21 protein-coding genes are annotated in these 25,409 nt (G+C 68.7%); 7 read left to right on the top strand and 14 right to left on the bottom strand.

The window, feature by feature from the left end; genetic code table 11:
- Nucleotides 1-38: 38 nt before the first annotated feature.
- From IEQ11_RS05300 to IEQ11_RS05275, 6 genes are all read right to left on the bottom strand, one after another.
- Complete coding sequence (locus IEQ11_RS05300) at nucleotides 39-3,980, bottom strand: DUF4132 domain-containing protein (protein ID WP_191822999.1); 3,942 nt, start codon at nucleotides 3,978-3,980, stop codon at nucleotides 39-41.
- A gap of 169 nt (nucleotides 3,981-4,149) precedes the next feature.
- Nucleotides 4,150-4,500 carry a DUF1304 domain-containing protein gene (locus IEQ11_RS05295; protein ID WP_046655680.1) on the bottom strand — a complete coding sequence of 117 codons (351 nt, stop codon included), beginning with the start codon at nucleotides 4,498-4,500 and terminating at the stop codon, nucleotides 4,150-4,152.
- A 205-nt stretch (nucleotides 4,501-4,705) separates the two neighbouring features.
- A complete protein-coding gene (locus tag IEQ11_RS05290) occupies nucleotides 4,706-5,833 on the bottom strand; it encodes an NAD-dependent epimerase/dehydratase family protein (RefSeq protein WP_191823000.1) in 1,128 nt (375 codons plus the stop codon).
- Nucleotides 5,830-7,215 (bottom strand): NTP/NDP exchange transporter, encoded by a 1,386-nt coding sequence (locus tag IEQ11_RS05285; RefSeq protein ID WP_191823001.1) that lies wholly within the window; start codon nucleotides 7,213-7,215, stop codon nucleotides 5,830-5,832. The genes IEQ11_RS05290 and IEQ11_RS05285 overlap by 4 nt, the downstream gene beginning before the upstream one ends.
- A gap of 398 nt (nucleotides 7,216-7,613) precedes the next feature.
- A complete protein-coding gene (locus tag IEQ11_RS05280) occupies nucleotides 7,614-8,489 on the bottom strand; it encodes a metallophosphoesterase (protein WP_051547874.1) in 876 nt (291 codons plus the stop codon).
- Entirely contained in the window at nucleotides 8,486-9,874 is a 1,389-nt protein-coding gene (locus tag IEQ11_RS05275) for an NTP/NDP exchange transporter (protein ID WP_191823002.1), read from the bottom strand. The genes IEQ11_RS05280 and IEQ11_RS05275 overlap by 4 nt, the downstream gene beginning before the upstream one ends.
- 327 nt (nucleotides 9,875-10,201) lie before the next feature.
- Here IEQ11_RS05275 and IEQ11_RS05270 point away from each other — a divergent pair, with 327 nt between their 5' ends.
- A complete protein-coding gene (locus tag IEQ11_RS05270) occupies nucleotides 10,202-11,791 on the top strand; it encodes a GMC family oxidoreductase (protein WP_191823003.1) in 1,590 nt (529 codons plus the stop codon).
- A 282-nt stretch (nucleotides 11,792-12,073) separates the two neighbouring features.
- Entirely contained in the window at nucleotides 12,074-13,474 is a 1,401-nt protein-coding gene (locus IEQ11_RS05265; RefSeq protein WP_036114518.1) for a serine hydrolase domain-containing protein, read from the top strand.
- A gap of 186 nt (nucleotides 13,475-13,660) precedes the next feature.
- Here IEQ11_RS05265 and IEQ11_RS05260 read toward each other — a convergent pair whose 3' ends face one another.
- Together IEQ11_RS05260 and IEQ11_RS05255 are read right to left on the bottom strand one after the other, a co-directional pair.
- The gene (locus IEQ11_RS05260) at nucleotides 13,661-14,194 is read right to left on the bottom strand and encodes an SRPBCC family protein (RefSeq protein WP_096413662.1); all 534 of its coding nucleotides are present in this window, start codon (nucleotides 14,192-14,194) and stop codon (nucleotides 13,661-13,663) included.
- 896 nt (nucleotides 14,195-15,090) lie between these two features.
- Nucleotides 15,091-15,552 (bottom strand): hypothetical protein, encoded by a 462-nt coding sequence (locus tag IEQ11_RS05255; protein ID WP_036114521.1) that lies wholly within the window; start codon nucleotides 15,550-15,552, stop codon nucleotides 15,091-15,093.
- 176 nt (nucleotides 15,553-15,728) lie between these two features.
- Between IEQ11_RS05255 and IEQ11_RS05250 the strand changes: the two genes are divergently transcribed.
- Together IEQ11_RS05250 and IEQ11_RS05245 are read left to right on the top strand one after the other, a co-directional pair.
- Complete coding sequence (locus IEQ11_RS05250; RefSeq protein WP_191823005.1) at nucleotides 15,729-16,016, top strand: hypothetical protein; 288 nt, start codon at nucleotides 15,729-15,731, stop codon at nucleotides 16,014-16,016.
- A gap of 11 nt (nucleotides 16,017-16,027) precedes the next feature.
- On the top strand, nucleotides 16,028-16,738 hold the full coding sequence (locus tag IEQ11_RS05245; RefSeq protein WP_191823006.1) for a hypothetical protein: 711 nt from the start codon (nucleotides 16,028-16,030) through the stop codon (nucleotides 16,736-16,738).
- Between the two features lie 673 nt (nucleotides 16,739-17,411).
- Here the strand turns inward: IEQ11_RS05245 and gcvH are convergent.
- The 6 genes from gcvH to IEQ11_RS05215 form a co-directional block, all read right to left on the bottom strand.
- Entirely contained in the window at nucleotides 17,412-17,807 is a 396-nt protein-coding gene (gene gcvH / locus IEQ11_RS05240; RefSeq protein WP_036114531.1) for a glycine cleavage system protein GcvH, read from the bottom strand.
- Between the two features lie 213 nt (nucleotides 17,808-18,020).
- The gene (locus tag IEQ11_RS05235; protein ID WP_096413653.1) at nucleotides 18,021-18,644 is read right to left on the bottom strand and encodes a 2-hydroxychromene-2-carboxylate isomerase; all 624 of its coding nucleotides are present in this window, start codon (nucleotides 18,642-18,644) and stop codon (nucleotides 18,021-18,023) included.
- 10 nt (nucleotides 18,645-18,654) lie between these two features.
- Nucleotides 18,655-19,791 carry a glycine cleavage system aminomethyltransferase GcvT gene (gcvT, locus tag IEQ11_RS05230; RefSeq protein ID WP_096413651.1) on the bottom strand — a complete coding sequence of 379 codons (1,137 nt, stop codon included), beginning with the start codon at nucleotides 19,789-19,791 and terminating at the stop codon, nucleotides 18,655-18,657.
- Nucleotides 19,792-20,077: 286 nt separating this feature from the next.
- A complete protein-coding gene (locus IEQ11_RS05225) occupies nucleotides 20,078-20,629 on the bottom strand; it encodes a hypothetical protein (RefSeq protein ID WP_057920876.1) in 552 nt (183 codons plus the stop codon).
- 3 nt (nucleotides 20,630-20,632) lie between these two features.
- Nucleotides 20,633-21,073 carry an NfeD family protein gene (locus IEQ11_RS05220; RefSeq protein ID WP_036114547.1) on the bottom strand — a complete coding sequence of 147 codons (441 nt, stop codon included), beginning with the start codon at nucleotides 21,071-21,073 and terminating at the stop codon, nucleotides 20,633-20,635.
- A gap of 3 nt (nucleotides 21,074-21,076) precedes the next feature.
- Entirely contained in the window at nucleotides 21,077-22,048 is a 972-nt protein-coding gene (locus IEQ11_RS05215) for an SPFH domain-containing protein (RefSeq protein ID WP_425494661.1), read from the bottom strand.
- Between the two features lie 77 nt (nucleotides 22,049-22,125).
- On the opposite strand from IEQ11_RS05215, the gene IEQ11_RS05210 reads away from it, so the two are divergent.
- Genes IEQ11_RS05210 through IEQ11_RS05200 form a run of 3 tightly spaced genes read left to right on the top strand, consistent with a single transcriptional unit; the run spans nucleotide 22,126 to nucleotide 25,030 of the window.
- Nucleotides 22,126-22,761, top strand: coding sequence for an RNA polymerase sigma factor (locus IEQ11_RS05210; RefSeq protein ID WP_191823008.1), 636 nt, complete (start codon nucleotides 22,126-22,128; stop codon nucleotides 22,759-22,761).
- Nucleotides 22,754-23,704, top strand: coding sequence for a hypothetical protein (locus IEQ11_RS05205; RefSeq protein ID WP_191823009.1), 951 nt, complete (start codon nucleotides 22,754-22,756; stop codon nucleotides 23,702-23,704). Before IEQ11_RS05210 ends, IEQ11_RS05205 begins: the two co-directional genes overlap by 8 nt.
- A 30-nt stretch (nucleotides 23,705-23,734) precedes the next feature.
- Complete coding sequence (locus tag IEQ11_RS05200) at nucleotides 23,735-25,030, top strand: PDZ domain-containing protein (protein ID WP_191823010.1); 1,296 nt, start codon at nucleotides 23,735-23,737, stop codon at nucleotides 25,028-25,030.
- Nucleotides 25,031-25,409: the final 379 nt, after the last annotated feature.

Here is a 25,409-nt window from a genome sequence, read left to right as displayed (position 1 = left end):
CGGCGAGGTCGATCAGCGCTGAAGGGTTAGTTGAGAACTCAGGCGCGCAGCGCTTCGAGATCGCGGATCAACTCGCTGGCCGAGATCGGATCGAGCCCGGACAAGCGCTCGGCGGTCTGCATGTTGCCCCAGCTCGACGGCTTGCCGATCTGCACTTCCTGCAAGGTCTGCTCCGGGTATTCGTCGACCATGCCGACGATGATGCCCGGGTCGAGGGTCAGCTCGATCACCCAGTCGCGGCCCAGCGGCTTGCTGAAGTACCAGATGCCGCCGCCGTCCTGCGCGGTGCCGCGCCGCCAGCCCTTGTTGACCAGGCCGAGCACGCGCCCGGTCGGCACCACCACGCCCTTCCAGCGCAGCAGCTTGTCCTGCTCGCGTTCGGCCGGTTCGAGCGCATGCACGTCGCGGCCCATCTGCGCGAACGGCTGCAGCAGTTCGTAATCGGCGAACAACTGGCCGAACGCGGCCGCGTCGGCGGCCGGCAACTCCAGCGCATGCGGCAGGCCGATGCGCACGCTGTCGCCGCGCGGCAACTCAAAGCCATCGTCGCCGGCGGTGGTGTAGCTCGCATCTTCGGCGACGCGGAAACAGGCCCGCAGACGGCCGCCGTAACCGGCATCGTCGGCGTCGGCCTCGTATACGCCCCAGACCAGGCGCTGGACCAGATGGCGCAGCAGCGGATGGCCGGCGAGGAATTGCTCGAACACCTCCACCGTCCAGCGGCGCCGGCTGCACATCGCCACTTCCAGCCGCAGCACCTGCTGGCTGGCGATGGTACGCACGTCCTTCTTGAGCAGCTTGAAGCGTTCGGTGGCCTGTTTCGACAACTCCGCGTCGTCGCTCTTCTTCGGCTTGGGCAGATCGGCCAGACGCGCGCCGTCGCTGTCGCGCACATACGGCTTGAGCGCTTCGTCGAAACCGACCCGGAACTGACGCGCGCCGAAATCCAGCAGCATCGTGCCGTGTTCGTCCAAGCCCAGGTCGGGCGCCAGCCGATCCTCCAGTTCTTCCGCGCTGAGCCCGCGCGCCTGCGCGATCTCCTCGATCTTCTCGCGCGCCTTGTCCTGCAGGCCCTTGAACTTGACCTTCTGGGCGATGCCGTTGAGCAGCATCAGGGCGACGTCGCTGCCGATCCCGGCGAGCACGTCGAGGCCGGCGACCGCGCGCGCATGCGCGGCCTCGCCGGGCCAAGCGCGGATATACGGGGTGAGCCGGCGCGCGGTCTCGTCGTTGCCGATCAGCGCGAGCACATTCATCGCCCAGCTGTCCTTGGACGGCGCGCCGGCGTAGAGCCAGGCACCGAACGCGTCCCAGCCGAAATCGGCCAGCGATGGCCCGATGCAGGCCTCGCGCAGTTGTTCGATCCCCGGATACACGCCTTCGTTGGTCGGAAACGCGAACATCGTGCCGACGTGATCGAGCGCCTGATCCGGCAGCGCCTTGCCGTTGCGCAGCACCGGACGGCGCCAGCCGCGCGGCTGCCAGAACGTCGGCAAGGGCGGGCGTTTGCTCGGGTAACGGTCGAGCGGATTCTCGATCAGCATCGCTTCCAGCGCCGCGCTCACGTCCTCGCGCTGATAACGCGCGGCGACCTCGCGCAGCAGCGCGCCATGGCCTTGTTCGTCGAGCAGGCGCAAGCCGGAGGCGGCGCAATCGCGCGCCTCGCCGGCCTTGCCGATCGCCGGCGCGATCAAACCGCACGCGGCGTATTCGGGATTGGCCAGCAGCCAACGGCGGCCGATATCGCGCACGCTCTTGAGCTTGGCGAACGCGCGCGCCATCAGCGGCGCGAACTCGACCGTGCCCACGTGCAGCGCCACTTGCAGATGCTCGCTCGGACGCCGCCGCACCGCCGCGCTCACGCCGGGCAGCGCCGCCAGGCCGAAGCGCGCGAGCATGTAATCCACGCCGTAGTCGCTGTCGCCTTCGCCGGCCAGCGCGTTCCACACCGGCAGCGCCAATTCCTCGGGCAGTTGACCGAATTCGGTGCCGTCGATCGGCATCCAGCTCCAGCCTCCGTTCGTGCGCATGGCCTTGTAACGACGCCAGGCCTCGATCAAGGCCTGGCTGTCGCGCGTGCGGATCGCCTTGGCAGCCTCCTGGAACACCGACTTGTCCAACACGTCGTGCTGCTTGAAGCCGAGCAGCGTGGTCATCGCCATGGCGTCGTTGCGCAGCGTTTCGAAACGCTCGCGCTTCCACGGCCCCAGATCCAGCGCGGCCTCGCGTTCGGCCGGCGTCCAATGCTCGACCGCGGCCAGCGGCAACGGCTCCAGGCCGGTCACCGTCAACACCTTGGGCCGGGTACCGAGCCACGGCGGCGCCGCCAGCACCGGCGGCAGTTCGTCGGGCGCGGCGGTTTCGGCCGGGCCGCTGAGCTGGGCCAGCAGTTTGTCGATGGTCTGCGCCGCGGCCGGGCTGAGCCACGGCCGCAACGCCGGCACCTGATCGGCGCGCGCGCGCAGCAGCGCGGTCAGGCTCGGGCCGAGCAATACCGCGTCCTTGCCGCCGTTGGCGATGACCCGCGCCAGCCCGACCATCGCCGCGCTCGGCCAGCGATTCACCGCGCGGGTCAGACGCGCCAGCGTGTTCTTGCTCATGCTGGCCGCGGCCGCCAGCGCTTCGATCGCGTCGGGCGTGCCGATCGCGACCAGCGCCTCGCCGGCGGCATCGTAGCCGGCACCGGGCGCGAGCCGGTCCAGCGCCTCCACCCCGTGCTCGATCAACACCGTGGCGACCATGTCCTCGTGGCCGAAGAACGGCGTATAGCCGTCGATCTTGACCTTGCGCGCGATCGCGATCGCGGCCGGATCGGTCGCGCTGAGCTGCAGCCAGTGCAACTGCGCCGGCGCGCCATTGCCGCCGTAGCGATGGGCCAGTTCGTTCGACAATTCCGGCCGGTCGGGCAACAGCATCGCCATGCTGATCTGGCGCGAGGGATGCAACTGCGGCAGCACCTCGACGATCCGCCGCGCGCATTCGTCGTACAAGGCCTGCGGCGCGGCGGCGAGGTGCTCGCGAAACGCGAGTTCGCCCTCGCTGAGCGGGCCGTGCCAGCTCGAACCGAGCGGGCGATCGGGATCGGCGGTGAGGAAACGCTCGTGCTTCTGGGTCGCGCGGTCCCAATCGGTGCCGACGACCAGCGAGCGCTGCGCCTCCAACAAATGCTCGACCGCCTTGAGCAAGCCATGGCGCGCGACCAGGAAGCCCACGAACGGCACGCCGGCATCGCGATCGCCATAGCCCATGGTCAGCGCGAGCAGCGCGGCGGTGGACGCGTCCGAACCGTCGGGCCGGCGCGATTGCAGGCGTTCGCCGGCCTCGGCCAGCGCCTCCTGCCAGGCAGGATCAGTCTTGCTCAGTTCGATCCGGTTGCCGGCGAGCAGGATCTCGCGCGCGGCCAGCCACAGCTTGAGCGGATCGGTGTCGGCGATCGGCTTGGGATGACGCCGGGTCGCCAGGGCGAGCTTGATCAGGTCCGGGCCGATGTCGAGCGGTGCGCCGTCGGTGAGCCACGGCGGCGTGTCGGATGCGGCGGCGACGGATGCGGTGGCGGCATCGGCAACGCGGTCCGTCGCGACGGCGGTTGCGTTCGGCGCGGCGAAAGGCGCGGGCTGGGGTGCTGCGACTTGCGCGGCCGCGGCATGCGGCGCGGCGGCGCCAGGCGATGCGGGCGATGTCGCGGGCGCCGCGACCGTCTCGGCCGCCGGCTCGGGCTTGGGTTTGTCGGCCTTGGGTTTGTCGGCGGTCTTGCCGATGCTCGCGCCCGCGGCGGCGACGGCTTCCACGTATCCCTTGCCGGTCTTCTCGTCGATCAGCTTGATCAGTGCCGCGGCGGCCTTGTTCGCATCGGCGAAGGCCTTGGTCTGGCTCTGTCCGGCGGTGCCGATGCGGCCCCAGCGGATATTGAGATCGCTACCGTCCTGCTCGGCTTCCCAAAACTTGCTCGAACTGCCTTCCACATACTCGAAACGACGCATCGCCACTCCTTGTCGGCCACGCCCTTGGCGCCGATCGCCCGCGTGGATCGGACCAGTTTAGCCGTTGCGCATGTCGTTTCGTGACGCCGTACGCGAAACAAGATCGAGTGGCGCGATCCGATCAAGGAGATCGGGCGACGGCTTCAGCCGTGCGTGTCGGCGCAGTGGACTACAGCCACCACAACGCCGCGAGCGCGGCCAGCGCCGGAACCGCCTGCACGTAGAAAATTCGGCGGCTGACCGTGGCCGCGCCGTATGCGCCGGCGACCACCACGCAGCCCAGGAAGAACGTCGCCACGTCGGTTCGCGCGCAGACCAGGCCCCACACCAGGCCGGCGACCAGGAAGCCGTTGTACAGGCCTTGATTGGCCGCGAGCACGCGGGTGATTTCGGCTTTTTCCGGGGTGTTGCGGAACACCTTCATGCCCAGCGGCTTGGTCCACAGGAACATTTCCAGGATCAGGAAGTACAGGTGCAGCAACGCGACCAAGGCGATCAGGACGATGGTGAGCCAATGCATCGGTCGGGTTCCTTGCGCGGATGGATTCGCGCAAGCATACGGCTTTGGATGGGGGTGGTGGCGCGGGGCTTTGGGGTGTTGCCGGGCGATGTGTGAGGCGAGGCCGATATCGGGGGCGATGTCGGCCTCGTGGTGGTGGCGTTGGGGTATGTGGTGGCGTGGTCGCGGCTCGCGCCGCTCCTACAGTGGGGTACGTGGCTTTCGATCAGGGCTTGGCTTTTTTGCTTTCGTGCCAGGCCTTCAGGACTTCGGCTTCGCGCGTTGCGGCGATGCCGGCCTTCGGCTTGGCGCGGCGTTCTTCCGGCAGGGCGCGCCACCAGTCCAGGGTCGCGCTCACGGTCTCGCGCAACGGGCGCTGTTGCAGGCCCGCGGCGCGCGCCTTGGCCACCGAGGTGCGGCCGAAGCCGGCGTATTCGCCGCGCGCGGGAATCCACGCCGGCATGTCCTGCCATGGCGATACTTTCTGCGCTTCGAGGAAATCCGCCGGCACCCAGGTCACGCTCGATTTGGCCTTGGCGGCGTGCTGGCATTCGCTCAGCAACGCGCCCATGGTCAGCGAACCGGGCGCGGCGTCGGCGTTGTAGATGCCGAAGCGACCGCCCTCGATCGTCGCCAGCAGGAACGCGGCCAGATCGCGCACGTCGATAAACTGGGTCGGGTCGGCGGCGCTGCCCGGAGCGAGGATCTCGCCGCCGCGATCGGCGCGCGCCGGCCAATAAGTAAAGCGGTCGCTGTTGTCGCCGGGGCCGACGATCAGGCCCGGGCGCACCACGGTCGTGCGCCCCGGCAATTCGCGTTCGGCCGCCTGCTCGCACAACGCCTTGAGGCCGCCGTAGGTTTCGCCGGTCACTTCGGTGACGTTCGGATCGGCTAGCACCGCCAATGGCGAGGTTTCGTCGTTCGGCGCGTCGTTCTTGGCATAGACCGAAATCGTCGACACGATCAGATACTGCTTGACCCGCGACGCCAGCAGCTTGGCCGAACGGGTCACGTCCGCCGGCAGATACGCCGAAGTGTCCAGCACCGCATCCCACTGGCGATCGCCTTCCAGCGCCTTCATGTCGCTCTTGCGATCGCCGTGCAGTTGCTCGATGTCGTTGAACTGCTCGCCGGAGAACTTGTCCGGATTGGTCTTGCCGCGATTGAACAAGGTCAAGGTGTGGCCGTGCTTGCGCGCGATCTCGACGAAGTGCGGGCCGAGGAAACCGGTGCCGCCGAGCACCAGCAGTTTGCGCGGCTTGGGCCGCAGGATCGTACGCGCGGACGACGGCAGCGCGAGCAGGCCCGCGCCGGCGGCGCCGGCGGCGAGGAAGTCGCGGCGACTGATGCTCATGATTCACCTCGTGCGGATTGGGGTTCGGAAGAACGATCGGAAGAAGGCAATTCGGAAGAGCGATGCGCGCTTGGCAGCCGGCGCTGCGCGCGCACGATGCTCCACGCGCCCGCGGTCATGCCGAGCGCGGCGAGCAGGCCGGCGGCGAACACCGCCTGGGTGCCCAGCAGCGCCACGCCCTTGTGCACCCAGGCGAAGGCCAGGTCGGTGCCGCGGAACACTGCGGTGTCGATCACCGCCTTGCCCTTGTAGCGCGACGGCCGGTCCATGCGCGTGTACAGGGTTTCGCGCGCGGGCTTGGCCAGGGCGAATTCGCTGCCGCGCTGCAGCACCTGCACGATCGCGACCATCACCGGCACCGGCGAAGCCAGCAGCACGCCGAAGCCGAGCAGCAAGGTCAAGCCGGGCATCAGCAAGGCCGGCGCGACGCCGTGACGGTTCAACAGCCAGCGCGTGAGCAGCAGCTGGGTCAGGATCGCGAGCACGTTGACCGCGCTGTCGATGCGGGCGAAGTACGCGGTCGCCGCCACCGCGTTGGGATAGAACTCGCGCGCGATCGCCGCCTGCTGGTTGTAGAGCAAGGTCGCCGCGCCGACGCTGAAGAACAAGGTCACCGCCATCGCGCGCAGCACCGGCCGCTGCCACACCAGCTTGAGCCCGGCCCAGACCGAACCGCCCATCGCCGCTTCGCCGCTGACCAGCCCCTGCCGGCGCTCGCGCGCCATCGCCCACGGCCGCAGGCGCACGATGCACAGCACGCACACCGACAAAAACCCGATCGAGACCAACAGCAGATTCGCGACGCCCAAGGGCTGCACCAGCCATTGGGTAAGCATCGGCCCGATCACCGCGCCGGCGGTGCCGCCCGCGCCGATATAGCCGTACACCCGCCGCGCCTGCGCGTCGTCGAACACGTCGGCCATGTAACTCCAGAACACCGTCACCGCGAACAGGTTGAACAACGCGATCCACACGAAGAACACCATGCCGCGTCCCGGCACCGCGGTATCGAACGCCCAGTGGAAACCGAACAGGCAGGCGATGAACACCACGTACACCACCGGCAGGAACACCCGCCGCGGAAACCGCGCGACCAGCGCGCCGTACACCGGTTGCAGCAGCACCATGCTGACGAAGGTGGCGGTGAACAGCACCTGCAGCACGAAGTCCTTGAGCTGCCAGCCGTGCGCCTGCGCCCAGGCGACCATCGCGTGCGGAAACACCGTCGCGGCATCGTTGGACGCGCCCATCGCATCGCGGACCGGACGCAGCACGTAGTAGCCGCATAGCAGGCAGAAGAAGTACAGCAGCGACCACCACAGCGGCGCGCTCGAGGCGACCGGGTCGCGATCGCGATGGGAAAGCGCGGCGACTTGATTCATCCCAGGCACCGCTGAGCTACCGTCGGGTATCGCATGGCCGGCTGCCGCAGAGCCGGACGCCGCTCAGCCGGATACGGCGAACAAGCCGTCGCGCCTGTCCGCCATGCGTCCGTGGTTTCGCAGTGCCCGACCGGCTTGCGCATCGCGCGGCTCCCATTCCCCCGCCCAAGCTAACGCCGGCGCGAGGCCGTGACCTCTGCGGATGGTCATCCCAACCTTCGGCATGGGGCGTGACCGGCGTTGCACTCGCGCAGGCGTCGCGTGGCATGGCGGTGCGGTGCGCTCACACGTTTCTTGCCTGGCGCTGTCAGCATCGTCGCTACCGTCGCGGCTCGCACCGCGGCGACCTTCCCTACCGTCATTCCCGCGTTCGCGGGAATGACGGATTGAGCGATGCGCTAAGGAACCGACCGGCTCGCCGCCTTCAACCTCAACCGCGAAATCTCCGGCGGCACCCCGAACCGCACCGGCAGGATGCTGGTGCCGATGCCGGTCGAAACGAACAGGTGCTTGCCGTGTTCGATCAGATAGCCTCCGGCGTAGCGTTGGTCGGCCGGCAGCACCGGCGTGCCGATCCACGGAAGCTTCACCTGGCCGCCGTGGGTGTGGCCGGCGATCGTCAGCGATGCGCGCGCCGGAATGTCCGGGAACAGGTCGGGGTTGTGGGTCAGCGCGATCACCGGCGCGTTGTCGTCGACGTCGGCGAAGGCCTTGCCGATGTCGTGCGGGCTTTCCCATTTGTCGCCGATGCCGACCATCCACACCCGGCAGTTGCCCAGACGGGTCTGCACGGCCTGGTCTTCGAGCACGATCACGCCGGCCGCTTCCAGCGCCGCGCGCACCTTGTGGCCGTCCTTCCACCAGTCGTGATTGCCGAGCACCGCATACACCGGCTTGCGCGCGGTCAGCGGGCGCAGGTGCGGCGCCATCTGGTCGGCCGAAATATAAGTGCCGCCCAAAACACTCAGGATCACGTAGTCGCCGGCCATCAGCACCGCCTGAGCGTCGCTCTCGGCCAGTTTGGCGACGATGTCGTCGAGCTTGTCCAGGCCGTTGTGCGGCGAACCGGTATGCAGGTCGGCCACCACGTCCACGCGCAGGCCTTCGCATTCGCTGGACCAATGCGGCAAGGCGAATTCGTAATCGCGCTGGATCAACTGCCGCGGTTCCCAGAAAAACCCCCAGGCCAGGCACGCGACCGCGCACAGCACCAGCGTGACCAGCACCCGCTGCAGCCATTGCTGGCGCGGCCACGGTCGCCAGTCGCGCCTCATGCCTGGGTGGTCTCGCGACGTTCCGCCGTGTTGTTGCGCTGAACCCAGCGCGCGACCCGCCAGCCGATCACCCCCGCGCCGGCCGCCGCCGCCGCGCTGATGCCGGCCAGCCCGGCCACGCCGACACCGACACTGCGCAGCGCGACCACGGTGGTCGCCACGGTCACGTCGCCGAACCGCCAGAACGCGGTATCGACCGCATTCTTGCCCTTGTAGCGCAGGGTGCGCGCGGCGCTGGTGAACAGGCTTTCGCGCGCCGGATTGACCATGCCGTAGGCCAGCCCGCGGCTGATCACCAGGGTGATCGCCACCGCCGGCATCGGCGCGATCGTCGCCGCCATTCCGGCCGGCAGCATCGCGATCAAGGCCCCGAAGGCGGGAAACACTTCGGTCAACGGCGCATGCGCGTCGGCCACCATCGCGGTCAAGGTCAGAAACGCCACCGTCACCACCGACCACACCCCGATCACCGACGCCGCGCCGCGCCGCGACAACAGCCACGGCGTGATCAGCACCTGCATGGTCAGGGCGACGATATTGGTCATCAGGTCCAGGTCGGCGGCGAAGCGCGTGCGCGCCACCGCGTCGGTGAAAGTCGCCTTGGAATAATCCACGACCAGGCCGTAGTTGACCGTGCCGATCCAGTCGCCGAGCAACAGCAGCAGCGCCATCGAGGCCATGAACGGATTGGAGAAGATCTGCTTGAGCCCGTCGAGCATGCCGCCGCCGATCGCCGCCTCGTGCGAGGCCTCGTGCCGGCGCGTGCCGTGCACGCGCGACCACTGCCCGAGCAGGGTCACGAACACCAGCGCCAGGCCGAGCAGCCCCGCCGACACCATCAGCAGCGGCGCCACGCCGATTCGGTCGACCAGCACCCGGGTCAGCACCGGACCGGCCAGCGAACCGACCGTGCCGCCGACCGCGATCACCGGGAACAACCGCCGCGCCTGGCCTTCGCTCCAGATGTCGGTCATGAAGCTCCAGAACACCGACACCACGAACAGGTTGAACACGCTGATCCAGACGAAGAACACCGTGCCCAGCGCGCGCGCGCTCAGCGGCCCGTGTTCGCCGAACAAGGGCATGAACGCGAGCAGGCAGACGATGAAGAAGCCGTACACCAGCGGCACCACCACCCGCCGCGGATAACGCGAGACCAGGCCGGAGAACACCGGCGTCAGCGCCAGCGTGGCGATGAAGGTGGCCAGGTAGAACCACGGCAACTGGGTCGAGCCGACCGCGCCGCTGAGCTGGTCGCGCAGCGGCCGGATCACGTAGTACGCGGTCAGCACGCAGAAGAAATAGCCCACCGAGAACGCGACCGCGCGCCACTCTCCGGTATGCACTCGCCCGGAGGGCAGGCTGGCGCCTTGAACTGCCGACATTCCGTCGCTCCGTGAGTACAGCGCCGGCGGGCCGCCGGCTGTGCGGTGGTGCTGTGCGGGTGGTGCTGAGTGAGGCGGGTCGTGCGGTTCGACGGCGGCGCGGCGCGATGCACGGCATGACCGCATCGAACCGCTCGCCGCCCGCGTCGCCGAGGTTCCGGCCGCGCGGGGTTGCCGGCACGGTAGCCCAAGGCGTCGCATATCGCCACCACGGCATTGGGCGGGATTCCGCTCGGCCGCGATGTTGGGAGCATTTGCTCTAGTTTTGGCGCTTACGGTCGCCCCGTCAGCGCGACGACACACGCCGCGCGCCTGCGGGAACCGCCAGTGCCCACCGAGTTCGACTACATCATCATCGGCGCCGGCTCGGCCGGCTGCGTGCTCGCCAACCGCCTGAGCGAAGACCCCGACGCGCGCGTGCTGCTGATCGAAGCCGGTCCGCGCGACCTGCATCCGTTCATCCACATGCCCGCCGGCCTGTCCAAGCTGGTCAACAAGAAAGGCGTGAACTGGGACTACGACACCGCGCCGGAACCGCAGCTCGACAACCGCACCCTGTGGTGGCCGCGCGGCCGCGTGCTCGGCGGTTCGAGTTCGATCAACGCGATGTGCTACATCCGCGGCGTGCCCGGCGACTACGACGACTGGGCCGCGGCCGGCGCCAGCGGCTGGGACTGGAACGGCGTGCTGCCCTACTTCCGCCGCAGCGAGCGCAACAGCCGCGGCGACGACGCGCTGCACGGCAGCATGGGCCCGCTGTACGTGTCCGACCTGCGCTACACCAACCCGCTGTCGAGCGTGTTCATCGAAGCCGGGCAACAGGCCGGTTTCGCTCGCAACACCGACTTCAACGGGCCGCGGCAACAAGGCTTCGGTTTCTACCAGGTCACCCAGAAAAACGGCGCGCGCTGCTCCAGCGCGGTCGCCTACCTCGACCCGGCGCGCGAGCGGCGCAACCTGCACGTGGTCACCGGCGCGCTGGTCACCCGCATCAGCATCGAGGGCGGCCGCGCCACCGGCGTGGTCTACAGCAGCGGCGGGCGTTCGTACCACCAGCGCGCGGTGCGCGAGGTGCTGCTCAGCGGCGGCGCGATCAATTCGCCGCAGTTGCTGATGCTGTCGGGCATCGGCCCGGCCGACGAACTGCGCAAGCACGACATCGAGGTACTGCACGACGCGCCGCAGGTCGGCCGCAACCTGCAGGACCATCTCGACGTGTGCACCCTGCAGCACTCGACCCAGCGCGTCACCTACGACCGCGCCAGCGACGTGCGCGTCGCCTTCGATTACTACCTGCGCGGCCACAGCGGCCCGGGCAGCAGCAACCTCGCCGAGGCCGGCGGCTTCGTGCGCTCGGAGCTCGCGCCGGACGATCGCGCCGACATCCAGCTGCATTTCGTGCCGGCGATGCTCGACGACCACGGCCGCCACCGCCTGGCCGGCGACGGCTACACCGCGCACGCCTGTTTCCTGCGCCCTCGCAGCCGCGGCCACATCGGCCTGGCCAGCGCCAGCGCCGGCGACAAGGTGCGCATCCAGGCCAACTATCTCAGCGACCCGGAAGGCTTCGACCTGAAGATGATGCTCGAGTGCGCCAAGCTCTCGCGCACGCTGTTCGCGCAGAAAGCCTTCGACCCGTACCGCGGCGCGCCGATCTTCCCGGCCCGCAGCGACCTCAGCGACGCCGAGCTGATCGAATTCGTGCGCGCCAAGGCCGAATCGGTGTACCACCCGGTCGGCACCTGCCGGATGGGCGACGACGACGCGGCGGTGGTGGATTCGCAACTGCGCGTGCGCGGCGTCCAGGGCCTGCGCGTGATCGACGCCTCGGTGATGCCGAGCCTGATCGGCGGCAACACCAATGCGCCGACGATCATGATCGCCGAGCGGGCTTCGGATCTGATTCGCGGGCGGTAGGGCCGGGAATCGGGAATGGGGAATAGGGAATCGGAAAGCGGCTACGTGCTTGCTCTACCGCTCCTGCCTTTCCGATTCCCCATTCCCGATTCTCGATTCCCGCTCCAACGGCTGAAATGACACGCCAATGGTGTGGCTTTTACGACTCCCGATTCCCCATTCCCGATTCCCGCCCCACCCATTAATCCCTGCAAAATCAGAATCCTGAATGCGGTTGTTGCACAACTCCCTGAGATCGGCGCTAGAATCGGATCGACCCCGGCTAACCAGGCGCTGCGAGCGATGAAACGCACCTCTTCCCGACGCTCACTCAACCCCTGGCGCCTGGGCACGCTCGCGGCGCTGCTGACCATGACCCTGGGCTCGACCGCGCAGACCTCGTTGCGCTGGCGCACGCCCGAACCCTCGCAGCCGGTCGCGCGCGCGCAGGGCTACGACGGCACCGCGCTGCCGGGCCTGAGCGCCGCGCCGCAGGACCTCAATCCGCGCGTGCAGCCGCTGTCGGCCGATTTCGACGTACGCCAGTTCGAAGCCATGGCGCAGGCGCTGGTCGCCGAGCAACGCATCCCGGGCATGGCGATGGCCATCGTCCACAACGGCCAAGTGCTCAGCGCGCGCGGCTACGGCATCACCGATGTCCGCAACGCCGAGCCGATCGACGCCCACACCGTGTTCCGCTTGGCCTCGCTGTCGAAGAGCTTCGCCGGCACCCTGACCGGCCTGCTGGTCAACGACGGCACCCTGCGCTGGGACAGCAAGGTCGTCGACTACATGCCCGGCTTCCAGTTGGTCGATCCCACCGCCGCGCGCAGCCTCACCGTCGCCGACGTGCTCAGCCATCGGGTCGGCCTGACCCACAACACCTACGACCGCGACCTGGAAAACTACGCCGATTACCGCGTGCTGACCCAGAAGCTCGCGTACGCGCCGATGGCCTGCCAGCCCGGCACCTGCTACGGCTACCAGAACATCGCCTTCAGCCTGATCGGCGACGTGGTGTTCGCCGCCACCGGCGATTTCTACAGCCAAGAGGTGCAGCGTCGTCTGTTCAAGCCGCTCGGCATGAACGACGCCAGCCTCGGCCTGGAAGGCATCACCGCCAGCGCGCGCTGGGCCAAGCCGCACGTGCGCGCGCGCGGCGGCTGGGCCTCGGTGACGCCGAAGCCGACCTATTACCAGTTGCCGCCGGCCGCCGGCGTCAACGCCAGCGCCAGCGACATGGCGCAGTGGCTGATCGCGCAGACCGGCCACCGCACCGATGTGCTGCCGCTGCCGTTGCTCGCGACCCTGCATCAACCGCTGGTCGATACGCCGACCGAAATCCGCGGCTCGAGCTGGCGCCGCCAGCGCCTGAGCACGGCCGGTTACGCGCTGGGCTGGCGCGTGTTCGATTACGCCGGCCACCGCGTGGTGTTCCATGCCGGCGCGGTGCAGGGCTATCGCGGCATGGTCGCGATGCTGCCCGATCGCGACCTGGGCATCGCGGTGTTGTGGAACAGCGAAAGCGGCCTGCCGACCGGCATGCTGCCGACCCTGCTCGACCGCGCGATCGGCCTGCCGACCGAACGCTGGCTCGACGTCGACGGCTTCGACGACCCCGGCTTGTACGCGTCCGAGGGCGTGACGCCGAGCCGCGAGGTCAATGGCAGCAATGCGCAGAAGGCGACTGCGGCGCCGCGGTAACGGCGGGAATGGGGAATCGGGAATCGGGAATCGGTAGAAGCAAGAGCAACCGTTACCGTCCCATTCCAAGCATAAAAAAAGGCCCGCCAAGCGCGGGCCTTTTTTATTCGCGGATCGTGAATATCGAGCTCGTCCCGCTTTGGCTCTTACCGATTCCCGACTCCCCATTCCCGATTCCCGGCTCCGCTACTGCGGTCCGCTCTCAGCCACCTGCTTGAGCTTCGCCAAGCCCTTGTCGTAATCCTTGCCGACCATGCTGTCGAGCAGCAGGCCGAACCAGCGCGAGACCAGGTTGTTGCCGTGCTCGCTGTCCAGCGCCCAGGTCACGCGGGTGCCGTCGCCTTCGCCTTTCAGGGTGAAGGTGCCGGTGGCCTGGGTGCCGTCGAAGTCGAGCGCGTTGACGATCTTCTGCTGCGGCACCGACTCGGTGATGCGCTGCGCGCCCTTGCCGACCTTCTCGCCCTCCCAGGCCATCGCCGCGCCGACGCCCGACTCCGGGCCGCTGTAGCTGTACTTCGCGCTCGGCTCCAGCTCGAACCACGGCGACCACTCGTTGAAGCGCTTGTAGGAATCGAGCAAGGCATGCACCTCGCCCGGCGGCCGCGCGATCGAGATCGACCGCTCGACATGGGTGCTCGCCGGCAACAGGAAGCCGCCGACCACGAACACCGCCGCGAGCAGCACGACCAGATAAAGCAGTCCCTTGAACAAGCGCTTCATGGTGTTCCCCCGATGACTGGCACGAATGGATGCGAACCGGTTTGCGCCGATCCTACCGCCGGCCGCCGCGACGCGAGCGTGCAAGGCCCGACTTGCCGACGAGAGGCATGCGACCGAGGTCACGCGTCGGTGAGTTTGGGTGAACGACGCGGCGAGCCCGGCTGCCGCGCAACGAGCGTCGACACTTCAACCACGAAATACTCCCCACCGGCCATCCCACGGACGCGGAGATCCAGCGACTTCGAGAACCCACAACGAAGCGCCGATACATCAACTACGAACCCGCTCCCCGCCCGTCATCCCCGCGAACGCGGAGATCCAGCGACTTTGGGAAACCCGCAACGAAGCGCCGACACATCAACCACGAAGCCCTCCCCCACCCGTCATCCCCGCGAACGCGGGGATCCAGCGACTTTGGGAAACCCGCAACGAAGCGCCGACACATCAACCACGAAGCCCTCCCCCACCCGTCATCCCCGCGAACGCGGGGATCCAGTGACTTTGGGAAACCCGCGACGAAGCGCCGACACATCAACCACGAAGCCCCTCCCCAAACCGTCATCCCCGCGCAGGCGGGGATCCAGAGACTTCAGCGTCCTGCGACCAGGACCAACCGCAACGAAGCCGCCAACGCGACCGGCGAGACCACGCGGGCGCGTCACACGCGGACGTTTCGAAAACGCCGGACAACGCGGCGTCGAGAGGCCATGCGGCAGGACACGAACACTGCGCGCTCAAGCCCTGCACGAAGCGAGCCCGGCCCGGGCCGATCGCCCGGGCGCCCGCCGTGGCGCGAGCCGCCGGCCCGCGAGCCTAGCGCCCGCCACAAATAAAAAACTCTCCCCCCGCCTGGGCTGCGGGAGGAGAGCTGGATTACGGCAATCGGGTGTTTCTTATTAGATCAGCGGAGCCGGGGTCGCCGGGAGCGCTGCAGCAGCCTTCGGCTTGCGAGCCTTCTTGGCGGCCTTCTTCGGGGCCTTCTTGGCGGCCTTCTTCGCGGTCTTCTTGGCAGTCTTCTTGGCTGCCTTCTTCACGGTCTTCTTGGCGGCCTTCTTGGCGGTCTTCTTAGTCGCCTTCTTGGCAGCCTTCTTGGCGGTCTTCTTGGTCGCCTTCTTAGCAGCCTTCTTGGCGGTCTTCTTGGTCGCCTTCTTAGCAGCCTTCTTGGCGGTCTTCTTGGTCGCCTTCTTCGCGGCCTTCTTGGCGGTCTTGCGGACGGCCTTCTTGGCGGCCTTCTTCACGGTCTTCTTGGCGGCCTTCTTGGTGGCCTTCTTGGCGACCTTCTTAGCGCCGGCCTTCTTGGCGACCTTTTTCGTCGCTTTCTTGGCGGAGGACTTCTTAGCAGCTTTCTTAACGGCCATGTGATGGCTCCTCGTCAGTGATGATCAGGAATGATCAGTGGTAGTGCGGTAAGCCCAGTTCAAAGGAACTCTGTGTTGGCAGAGCCGCGGGAGTCGGACCCGCGTGCAACCGCCGACGCGCTGGGCGCGCCGGAACGGATCGGGGATCGCGCCCGGCCGCAAGCGCGGCGGGACCGATGGCGCATCCGCCGGAAGGGCGGACGGAGCAGGTCGCCCAAAGGGGCGGCCAAACAAAAACCCGGGGAGCCAAACGCGCACCGGGTTGCAAGAAGCAGGTCGTCAGCGATGTCATCGAGGTTTTGGATGTCATCGGCGGAGAGAGCGTGGCCAACATTTCTGCAGAGGAAGCGAACCCAACGTCCACCGTTTTGACTGTCCAGGCGGAGGTCCGTTTTGTGCTGCGTGTTGTCGCGCTTGGTTTTCTCACTCTCGTCTGCAGGAAACGTCTGCTGGGCGAAACCTAATCACGCTTTTTATGACTGTCAACAACCCGGCCTATTTTTTTTTCCGACCGCTCGCCCGGAACGCCGCGCCGACGCCGCCACGCGCGCGTTCGAAAAACGCGCGCGCGCATCGACGCGTTCGACGCGCGTTTCGTTCGACGTCGCTGAAACCCAAGCGTGGCGCGGCTTTCAGCGCGCTCGCGTTTTTTCCTTCCGGTTTTTTCAACGCTTGCGCGTCGCGCGCGAAGCGTGTCGCGAACGATGCCGACGACCTGTACCGGAAGAAAAAATTCCGGTCCGCGACGGCCGCCGATTTCGCGTCGCACAAGCCCGATTGCGCGAAAGTGCGCGAACTTTTTTCGGCCGCGAGCGGCGCTCGCGACCGCCGCGGCGGTCGTCGATGCGGGCGAGCGCGCCGTCCGTCGACGCGACGAAGGCGAGCGAACGCGGCCGACCGCGACGCGACGCCGCGCGAGTTCGAGCGGCGTCGCCGACACGACCGTTCGTCGGTCGCGAACGCCGACGCGTGCCTCCCGCGCACATCGCGTTCGCACTCGAGCGTGCGTGCGCTGGAAACGTTTTACCTGGCCAGCGAAAACTCCGGCGCGAGCGGACAAAGGCGATGCGCGCGCGCCGCGACGGCCGCCGCGAACCGCGCCGCGCGTTCGCGTGATCGCGCCGAGTCGGCGCGCCGACGGACATCGCGTCGCCGCAAGCGCCACGCGAAAGTGGCGCCGCGATAAATCGCGGGACGGCGACGCGGCGCGTGAGCTCGGTGTGCCGCGTCGTCCTTCACCGGACCTGCACGCCTGCAGGCAGTCGTCGCGCCCGGCCGCGATGGCGATCGTCGCGACCACGCCGTCGGCGCCGAACCCGCGCGCGTCGGCCGCTCGCATCGCGCTCGCCGAGGTCACGCGCGATGCGGCGACGATGGTGACGCGACAACCGCGAGCCGAACCGTCGCGACGAAAATCGCCGCAGTTTTTCGCGGTTCGCGCGAACGCGCATGCGCCGTCGAACGCCTGCGCGATCCGCGCTCGATGCGTCGAGCCGAGCCGATGCACGACGCGAACGCTCGAGCGAGCCCTGGTCGAGGCGATCGCAATCGCATGCAGTCGGCGTATCGAAGGCGCCGGTTCGGCGGCCGCTCGCCGCGCTCATCGGCGGATCGGCGCGGCGCCGGAGCGTTCATCGCCGTCGTCGGTTCCGGCCGCGGCGCGCGGCGATGCCACTTCGGATTCGCACTTCGCGATCGGGCCTCGCATCAACCCGCGCCGTCGCGATCGAGGCCGCGCCGGCCCGGCTGGCGAACCGCGTCGCCACAAACGAAACGGGGAGCGAGTCCCGGGCGCCGCGATCGCGGGCCGGTCCTGCGCTCCCCGTGGGCCGTGGCCGTTGCCGGCCGCGGCGGGTGGATCAGTGGTCGTCTTCTTCGAGCAGCTCGGCGTAGTCGTCGGGCGCGAGCAGTTCGTTGAGCTGGTCGGGTTCGTCGATCTCGACGGTGTAGATCCAGCCTTCGCCGTAGGCGTCTTCGTTGATCGTTTCCGGCTTGTCCGCCAGCGCGGCGTTGACCGCGGTCACGGTGCCGGAGACCGGCGCGTAGACGTCGGAGGCGGCCTTGACCGACTCGACCACGGCGCTGGCGTTGCCCGCTTCGACGCGGTCGCCGACGTTGGGCAGTTCGACGTAGACCAGGTCGCCGAGCAAGCCCTGGGCGTGGTCGGAGATGCCGACGGTGACTTTGCCGTCGCCTTCGACGCGGGCCCACTCGTGGGATTTCATGAACTTCAGATCGCCGGGAATTTCACTCATGGCTGGCCTCGAACGTTGCGGGAGCGGCGGGTATTGGCGCGTAGTTTAACGATGCCGGGCCGCCGTGGGAGGGGTAAACGCAAAAGCGGGGATCACAAAGCGCGAATCGGGTTGCCGGATTTGAGGAACGGCCGCAAGTACGCGGCGCAAGACGGCGTCGCGCCGGAACTTTAGCTCGCGCCGCGACGCCTGCCGGAGCGAGCGGCGAAACGTTCAACCGGCGTCGGCCGTGAACGGTTCGCGGCCGGTGAGCAGCGCCTCGCGCAGCGCTTCGACCCGGTCCTGGCCCCAGAACGGTTCGCCGCCGAGCACATAGCCGGGCAGGCCCGGCAGGTCGGCGGCGATCGCGGCGCGGGTGTTGCCGCGATAGACCGCGGCGACCTCCTCGCTTTCGGCGGTGGCGAGCGTCGCATCGGCATCGTGACCGGCATCGCGCAACAGCGCGGCCACGGTGTCGCGGTCGGCGAGGTCGCGGTCGTGCGCCCAGATCGCGCGGAACGCGGCATCCATATACGCGGACGGATCGCGCCCCTGTCGGTCGAGCGCGATCGCGCAGCGGTCGGCCAGGCTCGGATCGACCGGAAAGAACTTCGGCGTCAGGTTCAGCGGCACGCCGCGCTGCTGGCGCGCGCGCTGCAACTCGATCAGGCGATAGCGCTGGCGCGCCGGCGCGCGCTGGCCCAGCGGCAGGCCGCCGTTGGCCTCGAACAGTTCGAAGATCCGCACCGGCTTGTAGACCAAGGTCGCGCCGGCCTCGCGCGCGGCCGCGAGCAGCGGCGCGTGGCCGAGGTAGGCGTACGGCGAGATCAGGCTGAAGTAGTAGTCGATGCGGGGCATGCGCGCGGCCTCAGATCAGTACGCCGTCCTGCGCCTGACCGTCGCGCACGAACGGGAACTTGACCACCCGCACCGGCACTTCCTTGCCGCGGATGTCGACCCGCACGTTGCCGCCGGCGCCCAGCGCGATCTCGCCGGCCGGCACGCGCGCGAACGCGATCGACTTGTTCAGCGTGGGCGAGAACGTGCCCGACAGGATCTCGCCGTCGCCGTGCGCGGTCAGCACCTTCTGGCCGTGACGCAGCACGCCCTTGTCGTCCATCACCAGCGCGATCATCTGGCGCGCCGCGCCGGTGGCCTTGAGTTGTTCCAGCGGACCGCGGCCGATGAAGTCGCGCGGCGCGCCGTCGGCGCCGCTGTCGAGGGCGATGGTCCAGGCCAGCGCGGCTTCGTAGGGCGAAACGCTGTCGTCCATGTCCTGGCCGTACAGATTCATGCCCGCTTCCAGGCGCAGGGTGTCGCGCGCGCCCAGGCCGGCCGGCTTGACGCCCGCGGCGAGCAACGCGTCCCACAGCGCGACCGCGCGGTCTTCGGGCACCACCACTTCGAAGCCGTCTTCGCCGGTGTAGCCGGTGCGGGCGATGAACAGCGCGATGCCGTCACTGGTTTGCGCATCGCCGGCGACGAACTTGCCGAGCTTGCCGATCCGCGCGCGATCTTCCTCGCGCAGCAGGCCGATCACCTTGTCGCGCGCGTTCGGGCCCTGCACCGCGATCATCGCCAGCTCCGGACGCTCGCTCACCGACACGTCGAACGCCTTGGCCTGCTCGCCGATCCACGCCAGGTCCTTTTCGCGGGTGGCCGCGTTGACCACCAGGCGGAAATAGCTTTCGTCGAGGAAGTACACGATCAGGTCGTCGATCACCCCGCCCTGCGGGTTGAGCATGCAGGTGTACAGCGCCTTGCCCGACTTTTGCAGCTTGTCGACCGAGTTGGCGACCAGGCGGCGCAGGAACTCGCGCACGCGCGCGCCGCGCAGGTCGACCACGGTCATGTGGCTGACGTCGAACATGCCGGCGTCGCGGCGCACCTGATGGTGCTCTTCGATCTGCGAGCCGTAGTTGATCGGCATATCCCAGCCGCCGAAATCCACCATCTTGGCGCCGAGTGCGCGGTGGGCGTCGTTGAGGATGGTCTTCTGGCTCATGGGGCGCTGCCTGCTCGTGGGGGTTTGAGCCGGTGATTATTCCAGAAGCGCGCTGCGTGCGTATTTACCGGGGTTCGGTACGCGGGCGAATGGTGGCGCCGCGCAGCTGCGAGGCCTTTTGCGTGAGGGGCTTCAGCCTCGACACTTCGCTCGGGTCGCGGCGCTGTCTTGAAGGCGCTTGTTGTGCTGAAAGAAAAGCGTCGGGGCTGAAGCTGCGTCCCACAAAAGGTCGGCCGGGGCAGCGAGGCTTCGGGCATGCGCGGTCGGCGTTGTGGCGCGGCCGACTTTATTCCTCTTCGGCGCCTTCGTTGTAACAGCTTACTTCGGTTGGCTTGACCTCGACGAAGCGGCCCTTGCGCCGGTCCAGCCGCACCGCCCAGCGCGAGGCGTCGAAGCGTTCGCGCGCGGCCGCGCCCTCGACCAGGGTATCGATGATCGCGATCACGCCCGGGTCGCTGATGCCGTCGATCATGCAGGTCGAGATCGATACCCGTTCGCCGCGCAGCAGCTTCGGGTACGGCACCACGTCGGTGATCTTCCAGCGCGCTTCGTTGCCGATCCGGCCGACCAGTTCGGCGGCGTAGAACTTCAGCGAGCGGTCCTCGTTGTCGTCGATCGTGCCGATGCTGCGCGCGCAGATCTGCTCGGCGCTGCGGCCGGTGCCGACGCAGCCGCCGGTGTTGGATTTGAAGCCCTCAGGGAACGGCGGCACGACCTTGCCGATCCAGTCGTCGCCGCGTTGCGGTCCGCCCGCCGAGGCCGGCGCGACCGCCAGCACCATGGCGAACGCCATCGCCGATGCGCGCAAGCTCGTTGCCACGGCGCGCACGGTCGTCATGGGTCAGCCCGCCAGTTCGACCTGCAGGGTCATGCCGTCGGTGCCGATCACCCGCACCGCGGTGCCGGTGGCCAGCTCCGGCCCGGTCACGTCCCAGAACGCATCGGCGATCTGGACCCGCCCGCGGCCCTGCACGATGCCGCGTTCGAGCACCACCACGCGGCCGATCAACTGCTCGGCGCGACGATTCAACAAGGGCTGGTCGCTCTTGCGCTCGCGGCCGCGGAACCAGGTGCGGTAGACCTGGATCGAGGCGAAGCTCAACACGATGAAGGCCGCGACCTGCGCCAGCACGGTCAGGCCCGGGAACACCATCGACAGCGCGAACACCGCCGCGGCGGCGAAGCCGAGCCAGAGCATGAACGCGCCGGGCGCCAGCGCCTCGGCCGCGAACAGCAGCATCGCGATCGCAGCCCAGCTTACGGTCTGCCAGGTCCAGGCCATGGCTCAGCCTCCGCTGCGCAACGGCGGCGGCGCGCCGGCCGCGCGACTGGGCTGGCGCTCGAGCGCTTCCTTGGCCAGTTCGCCGATGCCGGCGAGCGAGCCGATGATGCCGGCCGATTCCATCGGCATCATCACGAACTTCTGGTTCGGCGCTTCGGCCAGCGACTTGAACGCCTCGATGTATTTCTGCGCGATGAAGTAGTTGATTGCCTGCACGTTGCCGGAGGCGATCGCGTTGGACACCACTTCGGTCGCCTTGGCTTCGGCCTGGGCCAGACGCTCGCGCGCCTCGGCCTGGCGGAACGCGGCTTCCTTTTCGCCCTCGGCCTCCAGGATCACCGACTGCTTCTCGCCCTCGGCCTTGAGGATCGCGGCCTGGCGGAAACCCTCGGCTTCGAGGATGTTGGCGCGTTTCTCGCGCTCGGCCTTCATCTGCCGGGCCATCGAATCGACCAGATCGCGCGGCGGCTGGATGTCCTTCAATTCGATGCGGTTGACCTTCAGGCCCCACGGATGGGTCGCCTGATCGACCGCGTTGAGCACCTTGGTGTTGATCTCGTCGCGCTTGGACAGCGACTCGTCCAGGTCCATCGAACCGATCGCGGTGCGGATGTTGGTCATGACCAGGTTAAGGATCGCGATTTCCAAAGTGGCGACTTCATACGCCGCCTTGGCCGCGTCCTGCACCTGGAAGAACACGATGCCGTCGACCTTGACCACCGCGTTGTCCTTGGTGATCACGTCCTGGCTGGGGACTTCCAGCACCTGCTCCATCATGTTGATCTTGCGGCCGACGCCGTAGATCACCGGCATCAGGAAATGCAGGCCCGGGTCCATGGTGTGGGTGTAGCGGCCGAAGCGCTCGACGGTCCACTGATAACCCTGCGGCACCATGCGCACCGTCTTGAACAGCAGGATCACGCCCGCGAACACCACCACCATCGCCAGAAACGTTCCCATGAACTCCCCCTCCATGCCTCGTCCGAGGCCGCCAGTATAGGCCGTGCGGGGGTCTGCGACCCTTCACGCCCTTGCTGCATCCTTGTACTGGAATGCCAGCCGAACCCACCCCATCGCCCTCGCCCGGCCCGCTGCCCGCCCCCTCGCCGGAGCGGCCGCTGTCGAGCTTCGCCATCGACGTCCCGGAGACGTTGCTGACGCGCGCGCGCAACGGCGAAGGCGCGGCGTTCGAGCAGATCTACCGCTGGTTCGAACGACCGGTGTTCACCTTGGCGATGCGGATCGCCGGCGATCGCGACGAGGCCACCGAGGTGCTGCAGGAGACCATGTTGAAAGTGCTCACGCGGATCGGCGACTTTCGCGGCCACGGCGACGGCAGCGGCACGCCGTTCTGGGGCTGGTTGCGCCAGATCGCGGTCAACGAGGCGCTGATGCGGCTGCGCAGCCAGCGCCGCCACGAGCATGCGGCCGAACCCAACGACGAACACCTGGCCGACGACCGCCTGCCGCCGCCACCGGCCGCCGCCGATGCCGCCGCGCTCGGCCGCGCCCTGGCCCAGTTGCCGGCGCCGACCCGCAGCGTGGTGTGGCTGTACCACGCCGAGGGCTATACCCATGAGGAGATCGCGACGTTGATGCAACGCACGCCGAGCTTCTCCAAATCGCAACTCGCGCGCGGCTCGCGCCGCCTGCGCCTGTTGCTGGAACCGGAGCAGGCCCATGCCTGATCGAAACCTTCCCGACCCGCGCGGCGCCGCGCCGCAGGACTGGCCGAGCGCATTCGCGCGATTGCCGGCGGAAACGCCGCCGGCCGACGGCTGGGCGCAGGTCGCCGCGCGTCTGGCCGCCGCGGCGAACGCCGCGCCGCCGGCCAGCGACACGGCATCGCCCGCACTGCCCGCGACCGGTCGCATGACGGCCACGCGTCGCCGCACGCCGCACCGCCGCCGCTGGGCGATGGCGGCGATGCTCGCCGCGGCGCTGCCGCTGGCGTGGTGGCTGAGCCAGCGCGGCGCCGATCCGATCACGCCGGCAACGCAGCCGGCGCAGGTCGTGCACAGCCCGAGCCCGGCGCCCGATCGCGCGATCGCGGATCCGTCGCTGTCGCCCTCGACGCAAGCCTCGCCCGACCCGGACAAGTTGGCCGACACCGGCGAGCGCAACACCGACCGCACGGCCGACCGCGCGACGGAGCCTGCGATCGCCACCGCGCCGAATCCCTCCAGCGACGCGAACGCACCCGCGCCGCGCGCCGTCAAACCGCAACGCGACCCATCGCCCGCAACCCGCGAACGCCAGGCGCCGACGCGTCTGGCCGTGAACGACGCCGCGCCGACGCCGCAGACGCCCGCGAGCGACGACAGCGACGCGATCGCGCAACGCATCGGCGAACTGCAGGCGCAGTCGGCACAGCTGGAGGCGCTGATCGCCGCCAGCCGCGACGACCGCGTCGCCAGCGCCACCGCGGCGGTCATGAGTTCCGAACTCGACCAGCGCCTGGGCCTGATCGACGCCACCCTGATTTCCGCGCCGCTGCCGGCTTCGCAGCGCCTGTCGCTGTGGCAACAGCGCGTCGGCACGCTGCGCGCGCTGGCCGGGGTGGAAAGCACGCAACGCTGGTTCGCCGCGCAAGGCGAACGCTACGACGACGCGCTGGTGCGCGTCGACTGATTCCTCTTCACCGCCGTACCGGAGAACGACATGGCCCGCGCCATCACCCACTTACGCCGTACGCTCCCGTTGCTGCTGGCCGCGGCGATCGGCAGCGCGCTCGCGCACGACAACCCGAAGGACGCCGGCGCCATCGACGCCGCGCCGCCGGCCGCCGCCGCTGCCCCGCCCCGGGTGCACCGCTATTACTTCGTGAGCCGCGACAACGCGGCCGCTCCGCGCCAGGTCGCGCAGGCTTATCCGCGCCACCGCACCGAGCTGGGCGCGCTGCCCGATCCGGTGACCAAGCCGACCTTGATCCGCGACGACCGGCGCGGCCCGCAACTCGGCGTGATCCTCGCGCCCGACGCGAAAGCCGGCGTGCGCATCGTCGCGGTCACTCCCGACAGCGCCGCGGCCAAGGCCGGGCTGCGCAGCGGCGATTCGCTGCTCGGCGTGGGCGACAAGACCATCGCCGGCGCCGACGGCTCGGCCCGGCTGGCGAATGCGCGCGCGCTGCTCGGCGTGCTCGAACCAGGCAAGCCGGTGCGCATCCGCTATCAGCGCGACGGCAAGCCGGCCAGCCTGACCGCGACGCCGCAGCTCGGCGAGCGGGTGATGGTGTTCGAGAACGACGACGGCTCGCAGTTCGTGACCAACGGCGAACTCGTGGTCCGGCGCTCGCGCGATGGCGGATCGGACGTCTCCGCCGACAGCATCGAATACATCCCGGCCGAGCCGATGATGGCGCCGCGCATGCACAGCGAGATCATCCGTCTGAATGCGGATTGCAAGAACAAGCCCTGCCCGCTGCCGTCGATCAGCGAGGCGCTGCGCTGGAACGGGCTCAATCTGGCCTCGGTCGACGCCAAGCTCGGCCGCTACTTCGGCGCCGAGCGCGGCGTGCTGGTGCTCAGCGCCGGTCCCGAGCTCAAGGGCCTGGAAGCCGGTGACGTGATCCAGAGCATCGACGGCCGCCAGGTCGACAGCCCGCGCGAAGCGATGGTGGCCTTGCGCGGCAAACCCGACGGCGGTCAGGTCGAAGTGGCGTATCTGCGCGACCGCGCCAAGGCCAAGAGCACGATCAAGGTCCCCAAGGCGATCGCCTGGGCGCCACCGCCGCCGCCGGCTCCACCGACACCGCCGAGGCCGCCCGCGCCGCCGAAGGCACCGGCGCCGCCTGCGCCGATTGCACCGCCTGATGCGCCGGCCCCGTCTGCTCCACCGCCGCCGCCGCCGGCACCTCCGCACGGCATGCTGCTGCCCGCGCCTGCCGCGGCGCCGGTCGCGCCCGCGGCGCCGGTTTGGGCGTCGACAAAACAGGCCGGGGCGACTCGCGTCGATTGAAGCGGGCGCCATGAAATCGCGGCTGCGATCGCGATTCGATTGGCGCCGCGCGGGCTGCGGAATTTGCGTCGTATGCGAGGTGTCGCGGTCGCGGCTTGCGCCGCTCCTACAGTCTGCAGCGGTGATTACGCCGTAGGCCGACTGTAGGAGCGGCGCGAGCCGCGACCGCGAACCCACCCACGTCGGCGAATCCGCATCGCGCGTATCGCCACACGCCAATCGCGCCCGCGCCCGCGCTCACGCCAACGCCAACGCCAACGCCAACGCCAACACAATAAAAAGGCCGGGCATCGCTGCCCGGCCTTTTTGCTTCACTCAAATACAATTCACGCGGCGTGCATTGACACGCGCGCAACACACCGATCGAAACCGGCCGCCG

The sequence above is a fragment of the Lysobacter capsici genome, assembly GCF_014779555.2.
GTDB lineage: Bacteria > Pseudomonadota > Gammaproteobacteria > Xanthomonadales > Xanthomonadaceae > Lysobacter > Lysobacter capsici.
Note: the sequence above shows the minus strand (reverse complement) of the source record. Positions and strands in the feature narration are given on the sequence as shown.